The sequence below is a fragment of the Nitrospirae bacterium CG2_30_53_67 genome (assembly GCA_001873285.1).
Classification (GTDB): Bacteria; CG2-30-53-67; CG2-30-53-67; order CG2-30-53-67; family CG2-30-53-67; genus CG2-30-53-67.
The window spans coordinates 5,412-17,462 of record MNYV01000070.1 but is presented as its reverse complement, the minus strand read 5'-3'; the positions used below and the strand labels follow the sequence as shown (position 1 = coordinate 17,462).

Sequence of the window (12,051 nt, the reverse complement as noted above, 5' to 3'; positions counted from 1 at the left end):
ATTTTTTCAATTGCTTTTTCATGGTTTGATTCACCATATAAAGTAACTTACCAGAATAAGTTTTTGTTGTCAATTAGAATGTCCTGGCCTAAATTCCGCGATAGAAATTCCAAAATTATTCCCTCTCCCTTGATGGGAGAGGGCAGGGTGAGGGTGAATCGTTTTCACCTTTAAGGTTACCCCTCCCCCACACCCCCTCCCGCGAGGGGAGGGGGATTTTCTTGGAAAACAATTTTCTATCTCTGTTTTTGGGGGTCAAAGTGCTGTGGTCAAAGTACATTTTTTTATTGACATGCGGCGAGACTGCATGATAAATAGGAATGAACATTCATTCTCTTATGCGCGGTGAAGTCATGAAAAGACCTAATAAACGAGACAAGATCGTTCGCTCGTCTCTGGAGCTTATCGCTGAAAACGGCTTTCACGGCGCGCCTATGTCTATGATCGCCAGGCGTGCAAAAGTCGGCGCCGGAACCATCTATCGCTACTTTGCGAACAAGGATGTACTGATAACAGACCTCTATCAGGAGCTTGAAGAGAGGCTATACCCTGTCATCCTGGAGAGGTACGCTCAGGACAAACCGATCAGGGATCGTTTTCTTCACCTCGGCACGGCGCTGCTCCGCTACTTTATCGAAAACCCTCTCGATTTCCGCTATCTGGAACAATTCCACAATTCTCCCTATGGTGTACAGTATCGACGGGATAAAATTCTGGGGGAAAAGGAAGGATGCGATGTTTTTCGAGAACTCTTCGAAACCGGGGTCTCTCAACAGGTGATAAAAGATCTTCCCTTGGTCATCCTCTTTGCCCTGGCCTTCGGTCCCTTGGTTGCTGTGGCCAGGGATCATATTCTCGGATTTGTAGCCCTGGATGAGGGTCTGATTACCTGGACCATTGAAGCGTGCTGGGACGGAATCAAGAGATAGGGAGTCTGTTAAACTCTCAATAGGAAGGGAAAAACACCCATGCGAGTTCTCAATCAGATGGTTTTCACAACTCTGCTGCCGGCAGCTTTACTATCCGGTCTTTTGGCAGTAAGTTGCGGACGCCGGCAGAAATCTCCTCCGCCGCCCCCTGTTTCTGAAGTCTCCACGGTGACGGTGCAAACCCAAAAGATCGCCCTGACCACGGAATTGCCCGGCCGAACCGCGCCGTTTCGCATTGCGGAAATCAGGCCCCAGGTCAGCGGCCTGATACTGAAACGCCTGTTTACGGAAGGTTCCCATGTCCAGGCCGGGCAGGCGCTCTATCAGATTGATCCCGCTCCTTTTCAGGCGGCGCTCGACAATGCCGAGGCCGCCCTGGCCAGGGCCGAGGCCAGCCTGCCTGCGCTCAAATTGAGGGTCGAGCGCTTCGAGGCGCTGCTTGCCGACAAGGCGGTCAGTCAGCAGGACTACGACGATGCGGCCGCCGCCCTGGCCCAGGTCGAGGCCGATATCCGGTATTGGAAAGCGACCGTGGAGACGGCCCGCATCAACCTGGGATATACCAAGGTCACGGCGCCCATCTCCGGACGCATCGGCAAATCCAGCGTCACCGACGGCGCCATGGTCACGGCATACCAACCCCCGGCCTTGGCGGTCATTCAACAACTGGATCCCATTTATGCGGATGTGCCGCGATCCACCACCGAACTGCTGCGCCTGAAGCAGCGTTTGAAGGACGGCCGTCTCAATCATGATGGAGCCAACCAGAACAAGGTCAAGCTCATCCTGGAAGACGGCGCCCCCTATCCCCATGAAGGGACTCTGCAATTCAGCGATGTCACGGTGGACCCGACCACCGGTTCCGTGATTCTGCGGGTTGTCTTTCCCAATCCTGAAGGCATTCTCCTGCCGGGCATGTTCGTCCGGGCGGTGATCAAGGAAGGCATCAACGAGCAGGCCGTCCTTATTCCTCAGCAAGGGGTGTCCCGCAACTCCAAGGGGAATCCCTTCGCCCTGGTCGTGGATGCCGAAAGCAAAGCCGGACTGCGGATGCTCACGATTGACCGTGAAATCGGCGGCCAATGGCTGGTTTCGGCCGGCCTTGCTCCCGGCGACCGGGTGATCGTCGAGGGGCTGCTGATGCTGCGGCCCGGAACGGTGGTGAAAGCGGTTCCCTTTGATCCCACGCAAGCCGGGCAGGGTCCGGCGGCCGGCCCCGGCGCGACGGCCCCAAAAACGCGGTGAAGGAGGGGTGTGATGTTATCCAAATTCTTTCTGGACCGGCCGGTCTTCGCCTGGGTCATCGCCATCGTCATGATGACGGCCGGCGGGCTTGCGATCTACAAAATGCCCGTATCGCAGTATCCCCCCATTGCCCCGCCTTCCATCGCCATCGATGCCTTTTTCCCCGGGGCCTCGGGCGAGACCGTGGAAAACACCGTGACCCAGATCATCGAACAGAAGATGACCGGCCTGGACGATATGCTCTACCTCTCCGGGACCAGTTCTTCGTCCGGCGCCTCTCGGGTCGAGATGACCTTTGCCCCGGGGACCAATCCGGATGTCGCCTGGTCCAAGGTGCAGAACAAGCTGCAGCTTGCCATGGCCAGCCTGCCTGATGTGGTACAGCGCTCCGGCGTCATGGTCAGCAAATCAACCCGAAACTACCTGATCATCGTCGGGCTGATCTCGGAAGACGGCAGCATGGACGGCGATGACCTGCGGGACTATGCCCAGTCCAATCTGGAAATGATCCTCTCCCGGGTGCCGGGGGTGGGGGAGGTACAAAATTTCGGATCCCAGTATGCCATGCGGGTCTGGATCAACCCCGATAAGCTGACCAACTACCGCCTGACGATGGAAGATGTCATCCTGGCGCTCAGGGCCTATAACGTGGAGGTCTCGGCCGGTCAGTTCGGCGGGGCGCCGGCCGGCAAAGGCCAGCGCCTGAACGCCGCCATCATCGTCCAGCATCTGCTTAAGACCCCGGAGGAGTTCGCCGCCATTCCCATTCTCACCAACCCGGACGGCTCGGTGGTCCGCATCAAGGACATCGGACGGACGGAACTGGGGGCCGAGCGTTACGATGTCGCAGCCAATTACAACGGCAAACCCTCCGCCGCCATGGCCATCCGTCAGGCTGCCGGCGCCAATGCCCTGGATACGGCCGATGCCGTCAAAAAGAAACTAAAAGAGATGAGCCGCTATTTCCCCCCCGGCATGAAGGTGATTTATCCCTACGATACCACCCCCTTCACCCAGGTGGCCATCGAGGAGGTGGTCAAGACCCTTTTTGAAGCGGTCCTGCTGGTCTTTTTGATCATGTATCTTTTCATGGGCAACATCCGGGCCACCCTCATCCCCACCATCGCCGTGCCGGTGGTGCTGCTCGGGGCCTTCGCGGTCTTAGGGGCCTTCGGGTTCTCCATCAACATGTTGACCATGTTCGCCATGGTGCTGGCCATCGGCCTCCTGGTGGATGACGCCATCGTAGTGGTGGAGAACGTGGAGCGGATCATGGCCGAGGAGGGGCTTTTGCCCAAGGAGGCCACGGCAAAGTCCATGGACCAGATCACCAGCGCCCTGGTCGGCATCGGGCTGGTCCTCTCGGCGGTCTTCGGCCCCATGGCTTTTTTCCAGGGCTCCACCGGGGTTCTCTACCGCCAGTTTTCCGTCACCATCATCGCTTCCATGCTCCTTTCGGTCCTCGTGGCCCTGATCCTGACCCCGGTCCTCTGCGCCTCGTTTCTTAAACCGATACCAGCCGGGCATGAACCGTCGGATAACGCGGTCTTTTTTCTGCGCCCCTTTTTCAGGCGGTTTGACCGGATCTTTTTTCGGGTCAGAGACCTCTATGTAGGAGTCGTTCATGGCTCCTTCTCAAAGAGATTACGTTACCTAATTATCTATCTTTTGATCGTGACGGCCGTAGGGTTTTTGTTTCACCGGATGCCCACATCCTATATCCCGGATGAAGATCAGGGAATTCTACTGGTCCAGGCCATGCTTCCGTCGGGGTCCACCCTGGAGCAGACCGAGGCGGTCATGAAAAAAGTGAGGGACCATTTCCTCGATCATGAAAAAGAAGGGGTTGAATCCCTCATTACCGTTGCAGGGATGAGTTTTGGCGGCCAAGGGCAGAACATGGCCCTGGGCTTTGCCAAACTCAAGGATTGGAAGCTCCGCCGCCAGCCGGATCTGAAGGTCAAGGCCATCGCCGGCAGGGCCATGGGGGCCTTTTCCCGGATAAAAGAGGGCATGGTTTTCGCCTTCCCGCCGCCCCCGGTCATCGAACTGGGGATGGCCACCGGGTTTGATTTCCAGTTGCAGGACCGCGGCGGCCTGGGGCACGAAAAACTGATGGCGGCCCGCAATCAGCTCCTCGGCATGGCCATGCAGGATCCGCTGCTGGTCAGGGTCCGGCCCAACGGCATGGAGGACGTGCCCGAATACCGGATTGACGTGGATTGGGAAAAGGCCGGCGCCCTCGGCGTTCCGATCACCTCCATCCACAACACCATCGCTGCGGCCTTCGGCAGCGCCTATGTCAACGACTTCATTCAGGCCGGCCGGGTCAAAAAAGTCTATGCCCAGGCGGATGCCCCTTATCGCATGCTGCCCCGGGATCTGGAAAAACTCTATGTGCGTAACACCGTGGGCGGGATGGTTCCCTTCTCTTCCTTTGCCTCCGGCAGATGGGCCATGGGTACTCCCAAGCTCGAGCGCTACAACGCCTTTCCTTCCATCAACATCTGGGGCGAGCCGGCGCCGGGCCACAGCACCGGCGAGGCCATGGCCGCCATGGAGGAAATCGTCTCGAAGCTGCCCCAGGGGATCGGCTTTGACTGGACCGGGCTCTCCTATCAGGAGCGGATGGCAACGGCCCAGGGTCCGATTCTCTACGCCTTTTCCATCTTTGTGATCTTCCTTTGTGTGGCCGCCCTGTATGAAAGCTGGACCATCCCCTTTGTCAATATGTTGATGCTGCCGCTGGGTGTCTTCGGCGCGATACTGGCCGCTTCACTACGGGGGCTGCCCAATGATGTCTACTTCCAGATCGGGTTCCTGACCACCCTCGGTCTTTCGACGAAAAATGCCATCCTGATCATTCAGTTCATCAAGGAACGGATGAGGCATGGAGGGAGCCTTATTGATGCAACGCTTGGCGCCGTCAAAATCCGATTCCGGCCTGTCATCATGACCTCCCTGGCTTTTTTCTTCGGCACCCTGCCGCTGGCCATCGCCGCCGGCGCCGGCGCCGGCGCAATGAATGCCATCGGCACGGCTGTCACCGGCGGGATGCTCTCCGCCACATTCATTGATCTGATTTTTATCCCGATCTTCTTTGTCCTTGTCTCACGAATATTCAAAAGGAAACCAAGAGGGGGAACCCCTGAACACCCTATTGAATCCACCGGCCCTCAGGAGGCGCGTTAACATGAGAAGAAAGATAGTAGTTATACTGGGCGTGTTCGTTTTCATGGGCGGCTGTACCCTGGCCCCGAAATATACCCAGCCCTTGGCGCCGATCCCGGACCAGTGGCCGCAGGGATCGGCCTACGAGAAGGCGCAGGCGGCCTCCGGAGCAGCGAAAATCCCGGAGCTCTCGCGGCAGGAGTTTTTCACCGACCCAAAACTGCAAAAGATTATCGAGATGGCTCTGAACAACAATCGAGATCTGCGGGTCGCCGCCCTGAACGTGGAAAGGGCGCGGGCCCTGTACGGCGTACAACGGGCCGAGCTGTTCCCGTCGGTCAATGGGACGGCAACGGGAAGCAAACAACGGACCCCTGCCAATGTCATGGGTTTCCCGCAAGCATTGACCATCGAGCGGTATGATGTCAAGCTTGGTATCAGCTCATGGGAGCTTGACTTTTTCGGCCGTATCCGCAGCCTCAAAGACCGGGCCCTGGAGACGTATCTGGCCACGGATGAGGCCCGCCGCAGCGCACAGATTGCCCTGGTCTCCGAGGTGGCCAGGGTTTACCTGACCCTTGCCGCCGACCGGGAAAATCTCAAACTGGCCCGGTCCGCCCTGGAGACCCAACAGGACGCATACGGTTTAGTTCAAAAGCGATATGACGTTGGTGTCGCGTCTGGACTGGATCTGAATCGGGCGCAAATCACACTGGATACGGCTCGGGGAGATGCCGCCCGCTACACGCAACTGGAGGCCCAGGACCAAAACGCTTTGAACCTTCTGGCCGGCACACCGGCGCCGGAGGAACTGCTGCCGGCGGACCTGGAGAGCATCACTCCGCCCCGGGAGATTTCGCCGGGGCTCTCCTCCGAGGCGCTGTTGCGACGGCCGGATATCATGGCGGCGGAACATCAACTGAAAGGGGCCTACGCCTTTATCGGCGCGGCCAGGGCGGCATTTTTTCCCCGCATTTCTCTGACGACCTCAGTGGGAACCGCAAGCGACGAGCTGTCCGGTCTTTTCGGCTCCGGGACCGAGGCATGGAGCTTCACCCCGCAGATCACGGCGCCGATTTTTGATGCCCGGACCTGGGCCGCGTACAGGATCAGCAAGACGGATCGGGAAATCGCCCTGGCCCAATATGAGAAGACCATCCAGACGGCCTTCAGGGAGGCGGCCGATGCCCTTGCCGTGCAGGGCGGCATCAATCAGCAGGTCTCGGCGCAGCAATCTCTCGTGGATGCGGTCGCAGAAACCTATCGCCTCTCAAGTCAACGCTATGCCAAGGGGATTGACAGCTACCTCGGTGTCCTGGAGGCTGAGCGATCCCTCTATGCGGCGCAGCAGGGGCTTGTCACCCTCCGTCTGGCCAAGTTCGCAAACCAGGTGAGGATGTACGCGGTATTGGGCGGCGGCGGTGAGTGAACCATGACGTCATCGTGCAGAGGATCCGCCGGAGGGGAGTCTCTCCTCTGTTGTCTGCATATCCCGGTCCCGGTTTTCTTCGTCGATCAACTTGACCCCGTCCATCAGGAGGCCCATGGTCGTCTTTGCGATATTCATCACCTTGGACTGAATGCCGTGCCTGATTTTGAAATTCCCGGCGTTCCAGTGGAGCATCCGGTTGAAGGCCTTCTCGCCGTCGAGACCGTCGGTGTATGCAGCGGTCACCTCGCCACGGGAAAAGAAGACCTCTCCATGGTTTTCTTCGGTGTCCGGATGGATCTCAACCTTGGCGGTTTTCAGACCGAGATTCAGTATCTGGGCAATATCCTGGAGCGGCATGTCTTCAAGCCGTCCCTTGATCCCACTTTCCTTGTCCGGATCCCGGCGGATCTTCTTCTCTCTTTTTAGAAGGGTGTTGATCTTCAGGGAAAGTTCTTCCAGGTCGAAGGGTTTCGTGATGTAATCCATGGCGCCGAGCCTTAATCCCTGGATACGGTCATCGGGATCCTTATGGGAGGAGAGGAAGATGAAGGGGATATCACTGAATGCCGGGTCCTGAGACAGGGCCCTGCACAGGGTATATCCATCCATGAGCGGCATCTCCACGTCCGAGACAATCAGGCTGGGTCTTTTTTGTTTGATGAGCATGATGGCCTCGGCGCCGTTTTCCGCGGTCATGACTTCGAAGCCTTCGTTGACCATGTGAAGTTTGATCAGGGTCTGTATGTACTTTTCATCATCCACCACCAGGAGGCGCTCCTTGCTGTCGGCATTCCGTTTCCAGTCTTCCTGAATGACGCTTAGAAAGATCTCAACCACCTCCGGATCGTAAATGGTTCCGGCTTTCTGTTGGATCTCTTCCACCGCCGAATCTCCGTTCATGGCCTTCCGGTAGGGACGGTCGGTGGTCATGGCCACGTAAGAGTCGACCACGGAGAGGATTCGGGCGCCGAGCGGGATCTCGCGTCCCTTGAGTCCCGAAGGATACCCGCTCCCATCGTAGCTTTCATGGTGGTGCTGGATGACCTGATCAACCCGCCAGGGGAGGTTCAGCCTTTTCAGTAATTTCAGGCTGGTCTGGCAGTGGTCCTTGATGCTCATGAGTTCGTCTTCCGTCAGCTCTCTGGTCTCGTTTAAAATCTGCTGCTTGACCCCGATCTTTCCGAGATCACGCAGAAGGCTTCCAAGGGTGATGGAATCGATCATTTTTCTGTTCAATCCCATTCTCTCCGCAATCTGCCGTGAAAGCTTCATGACCGTATGGGTGTTGCCTGAAAAATATTTATCATCAATCTCAAGGATGCCGACCAGAAGATCCGTGAGGTTGAAGAAAAAATCCTTGATCCGCATCTCTTCCGGATCTTCCGGGGTTTCCAGGCCCTTTTTCATGGTGGAATGGATCAGGAGCCGCCGCAGATCATCGAGATGGAGGATGTAATCCGAAGCGCCGTAATGCAGCACATCGTCTGACGTGCGGATGGTCTTGAAGTTCGTGAGAAGGATGACCTCGGTTTCAGGTCTTAGATGCTGTATATTTTTTTTGAGGCTCAGACCGTGAACACCCTCTCCGAGAGGAGAAATCATGACCAGAGAGAACGGGTTGTCCTTGATGAGCTTCAAGGCCTCCTGGTCATTGGAACAATCCGTGATTTTAAGATCTCGTGTACTGAACAGACTCTTGAGGATTTTTATTTCGGCAGGGTCCGGACTGACGATCAGCACATCATTGGCCATCTTGCAACCCTTTTTTGGAGTCGGTATATCCAGTGGGATTGAAAAACGCCCGGTTTTCTACGGTCTTATCCCTTAAATGCGATATACTTTGAAAAGAATTTCTCTGCCTTGCCTGAATGCTGTTAGATATATTTTATTTCAAAAGGGGTATTTAAGCAATATTTTTCTTTAAACATATTTCTCTTTACTCTTGCAAACTTTTATGCCCGGCCGCAAACCGCTGATTTTCCCCTTGACAAGTTGAATCATAATTCATAATATGAATATCATTTCATTCCTTATGCGGATCATCAATTATGATTGACTCGTAAAAAGTTTTATTTCCCCTCTATTGGGAGGGGATGAAGGGGAGGGGGGGTATAACAGGCTGAATTCATATAATTTCCCACCCTCACCCTTCCCCTCTCCCATCAAGGGAGAGGGAGGTTTTGGACTTTTACGAGATCATCAATCATGGTTAGGTTGAATTTTATGAGAAACACAAGGCCTCCGAGAAAAGAGCGTGAATACCGGCAGCGCCGGTCGGAGATTCTCAAAACGGCCCTGGCGCTCTTTTCCGAAAAGGGGTTTCACGGGACCTCCATGCAGGAGATTGCGGAGAAATCGGAATTCGCCGTGGGGACCCTCTATAATTTCTTTGCCAATAAGGACGAGATCTACAAGACCCTGATTACGGACACGGCTGATCAATTTCATTTTAGCCTCATGAAGGTGCTTCAGACCCGCACCGGAGAAGTGAAAAGGCTCAAGGCCTGCGTGGAGGCCAAGACCCGCGTCTTTCTTGAAAATATGGATTCGGTCCGCATCTACTTCGCTGAGACCCAGGGGGCGACCATCCATATCAAGACCGGCCTGGACCAGGAGATCAGAACACGGTATGAGGAGTATCTTCAGAAACTGGCCGGCGTCTTTCAGAGCGGGATGAAGAAGAAACTCTTTAGAGAACAGGATCCTTACCTTTTAGCCCTGACGTTGGACAGTATCTCTACAGCCTTTTTAGTGGCGCACATGGAGAGTCCTGACAGACATCCATTTGACGCAGAGACGATCATGGATATATTTTTAAACGGCGCTTCAAAAACGGGGGGGGCAGGCAATGAAAAAATGGATATGGCTTTTCGTATGGATACTGATCAGACTCCCTCTCCCTCCGGCGCTCTTCGGGGCCGAAGAAGGGGCGAATCCGGAAGGTAAAGAAGAAACAGCCGAGGCGTCTGCTCCGGCTTCCCACCTCACCCTTGAGGAGGCGGTCCGGATCGCGTTGGAGAAAAACAGCGAGATCAAGATAGCCGAAAGCTCCGTGGCCGCGGCAAAGGCCCGTGCCCGAAGCGCCTCGGCCGATCTCCTGGCGAAATTCGAGACCGGCTACAGCATGACCCGCCTCTCCGATGACCCGGAGGCCGTCTTCGGAGCCAATCCGGCATTCATCATCGGCAGCAAACCGAACTACCGGTGGACCGTGGGTTTTGCACAGCCCATCTTCACGGGTTTTGCCCTGACCACCGCTCACGAGCTCGCCGAACTCGGGGTGGATACGGCTAAACTGGAAAAGGAGGAGGTCAGGGAAGAGATCATCCTCAGGACCAAGGAGGCCTATTTCCAGCATCTTCTGGCCGGCCGTTTCCGCAGCGTGGCGGAAGACGCGGTGAAAAGACTCAGAAGCCACCTCAAGGACGCCCAGGCCATGTATGATGCAGGGATGATCCCCAGGAATGATCTCTTGAAATCCGAGGTTCAGCTCGCCGATGCCGAGCAGGAACTGGTCAGGGCGGGCAACCGAGAGGAACTCACCCGGTCCAATCTGAATCTCCTGCTCAAACGGGGAATCAATGATGATCTCCTTTTGGAAGATATCCTCTCCTGGACGCCCTATGCGCCGTCCCTGGAGGAGTCCCTTCGTCAGGGCCTGGAGAAAAGGCCCGAGGTCCACGTGATGGAGGTGACCGTGGAACAGGCCGGGAAGTCGGTCAGGCTGGCGAGAAGTCATTACTATCCGGGTGTCATGCTGGTCGGGGAGTACTATCGTCAGGGCGATAACGCCGAAGTCAATGGAAACGATTTCACCAACACCAAGAATGCCTTGATCGGTCTTGAGGCCAAGTGGACCTTCTTCGAGTGGGGGAAAACCGGGGACGATGTGGCGCAGACCCTCTATGAAAAGGAGAAAGCCGAGGAGTCCCGAAACCGGCTGAGAGACAAGGTCGCAATCGAGATCAAGCAGGCGTATCTCGATCTTCAGACCGCAATGAAAAACATGGATACCGCCAAGGGGGCCGTGGAACAGGCCAAGGAAAATTACAGGATCACCGACCTGCAGTACAAGGAGCAGATGACCACGTCCACCGAAGTCCTGGATGCGCAGACCCTCCTCTCTCAGGCCGAGGCGCATTACTACGGCGCCCTGTACGGATACAACGTGGCCTCGGCCTCTTTGCTGCGGGCCATGGGCGCGGGGAGGGAGCAATAAATTGAGGATCATCTCCAAATGAGCGGGTAGAGGTATGCGGCCGGCGCAGAAGGGGCCGAGGGGTCAAGTGAACCACTCGAACCCTTGAACCCTGGGATCCTTTAAACCCTGGAATCCTCGAACCCTGTGGCCCGCCAAATGGCCGATGGCTCGTAGAGGAGAAGAATCTGAATTAAAGAAAGGGCTCAGACTGATGGAACCTATGGACGCCAAGAAACGAGGTATCTCGATTGCGGTCATACTCATCCTCCTTTTTACCGCCGTGACGCTGATCAACGTGGTCCGTGCGAGGCTGGGCAAGACCGCCGAGGAGAGCAAAGTCGAAGTCGTGCCGGTCCAGACGGTCCCGGCGAGGACGGCATCTCTGGACCGCGTGATTGATCAGACGGGCGATCTCCGTTCGGGGGCGGAGGTCACGGTCTATCCTAAGGTTCCGGGAAAGATTATCGAGATCCTCAAGGTGGACAAGGGGGACTTTGTGAATCGAGGGGAGCTTCTGGCGGCGCTCGAGGCCCGGGGCATCGAAGCGCAGATCCAGCAGGAGGATGCATCCCTGCACGCGGCGCAAGCGGATCTTGATCTGGCGGAAAAGGAGATTGTGCGCCTCCGGAAACTCTTTGAGATGAATGCCGTGTCCCAGCAGCGGCTCGACGTGGCCGAGGCCCGGCAGTTGAGCGCAAAGGCCCAGGTCGAGGGGATCCAGGCCCAGCTCAGACAGCTCAAGGTCCTGCGGGACGACCACAAGATCTTCGCCCCGATCAGCGGTTATGTCTCGGCCCGTTACGTGGACCGGGGCTCGCTCTCCGATCCAGGCCGGCCCGTGCTTCGTATCTCCTCAGACAAAACGCTCAAGATCGTGACCACGGTCACGGAGAGGGACTTCCCGAATATCCGGAAGGGGATGCACATTGAGATGCGCGTGGACGCCTTCCCCGACAAAATCTTCTCCGGGGAAATCTCGCTGATCAATCCGACCCTCGACCCGGCTACCCGCACCGGAGAGGTGGAAATCCATGTGGCAAATCCGGACCTGACGCTGCGCTCAGGCATGTTCG

At 56.5% G+C, this 12,051-nt stretch carries 7 protein-coding genes and 1 pseudogene (1 of these 8 cut by a window edge); 7 read left to right on the top strand and 1 reads right to left on the bottom strand.

Going from position 1 to position 12,051, the window contains the following annotated elements:
* Positions 1–353: 353 nt before the first annotated feature.
* Genes AUK29_03835 through AUK29_03820 form a run of 4 tightly spaced genes read left to right on the top strand, consistent with a single transcriptional unit; the run spans position 354 to position 6,774 of the window.
* A complete protein-coding gene (locus tag AUK29_03835; GenBank protein OIP64777.1) occupies positions 354–929 on the top strand; it encodes a TetR family transcriptional regulator in 576 nt (191 codons plus the stop codon).
* A 39-nt stretch (positions 930–968) separates the two neighbouring features.
* Positions 969–2,174, top strand: coding sequence for an efflux transporter periplasmic adaptor subunit (locus AUK29_03830; protein ID OIP64776.1), 1,206 nt, complete (start codon positions 969–971; stop codon positions 2,172–2,174).
* A gap of 12 nt (positions 2,175–2,186) precedes the next feature.
* Entirely contained in the window at positions 2,187–5,366 is a 3,180-nt protein-coding gene (locus AUK29_03825) for a multidrug efflux RND transporter permease (protein ID OIP64775.1), read from the top strand.
* Between the two features lies 1 nt (position 5,367).
* Positions 5,368–6,774: a multidrug transporter gene (locus AUK29_03820; GenBank protein OIP64774.1), complete on the top strand. Its 1,407-nt coding sequence runs from the start codon at positions 5,368–5,370 to the stop codon at positions 6,772–6,774.
* 9 nt (positions 6,775–6,783) lie between these two features.
* Here the strand turns inward: AUK29_03820 and AUK29_03815 are convergent, their stop codons facing one another.
* Complete coding sequence (locus tag AUK29_03815) at positions 6,784–8,529, bottom strand: hypothetical protein (GenBank protein OIP64773.1); 1,746 nt, start codon at positions 8,527–8,529, stop codon at positions 6,784–6,786.
* Between the two features lie 471 nt (positions 8,530–9,000).
* Between AUK29_03815 and AUK29_03810 the strand changes: the two genes are divergently transcribed.
* The 3 genes and pseudogenes from AUK29_03810 to AUK29_03800 form a co-directional block, all read left to right on the top strand.
* Positions 9,001–9,723 carry a hypothetical protein gene (locus AUK29_03810; protein OIP64772.1) on the top strand — a complete coding sequence of 241 codons (723 nt, stop codon included), beginning with the start codon at positions 9,001–9,003 and terminating at the stop codon, positions 9,721–9,723.
* Positions 9,626–10,996, top strand: a complete 1,371-nt coding sequence (locus AUK29_03805; GenBank protein OIP64771.1) for a hypothetical protein — start codon at positions 9,626–9,628, stop codon at positions 10,994–10,996. Before AUK29_03810 ends, AUK29_03805 begins: the two co-directional genes overlap by 98 nt.
* 193 nt (positions 10,997–11,189) lie before the next feature.
* A pseudogene (locus AUK29_03800) lies at positions 11,190–12,051 on the top strand (hypothetical protein) (it continues 125 nt past the right edge of the window).

Excerpts from the sequence above, each read along its gene's own strand:
- AUK29_03835 (OIP64777.1), top strand. The coding sequence starts at position 354 with ATGAAAAGACCTAATAAACGAGACAAGATCGTTCGCTCGTCTCTGGAG.
- AUK29_03830 (OIP64776.1), top strand. The coding sequence starts at position 969 with ATGCGAGTTCTCAATCAGATGGTTTTCACAACTCTGCTGCCGGCAGCT.
- AUK29_03825 (OIP64775.1), top strand. The coding sequence starts at position 2,187 with ATGTTATCCAAATTCTTTCTGGACCGGCCGGTCTTCGCCTGGGTCATC.
- AUK29_03820 (OIP64774.1), top strand. The coding sequence starts at position 5,368 with ATGAGAAGAAAGATAGTAGTTATACTGGGCGTGTTCGTTTTCATGGGC.
- AUK29_03815 (OIP64773.1), bottom strand. The coding sequence starts at position 8,529 with ATGGCCAATGATGTGCTGATCGTCAGTCCGGACCCTGCCGAAATAAAA.
- AUK29_03810 (OIP64772.1), top strand. The coding sequence starts at position 9,001 with ATGAGAAACACAAGGCCTCCGAGAAAAGAGCGTGAATACCGGCAGCGC.
- AUK29_03805 (OIP64771.1), top strand. The coding sequence starts at position 9,626 with ATGAAAAAATGGATATGGCTTTTCGTATGGATACTGATCAGACTCCCT.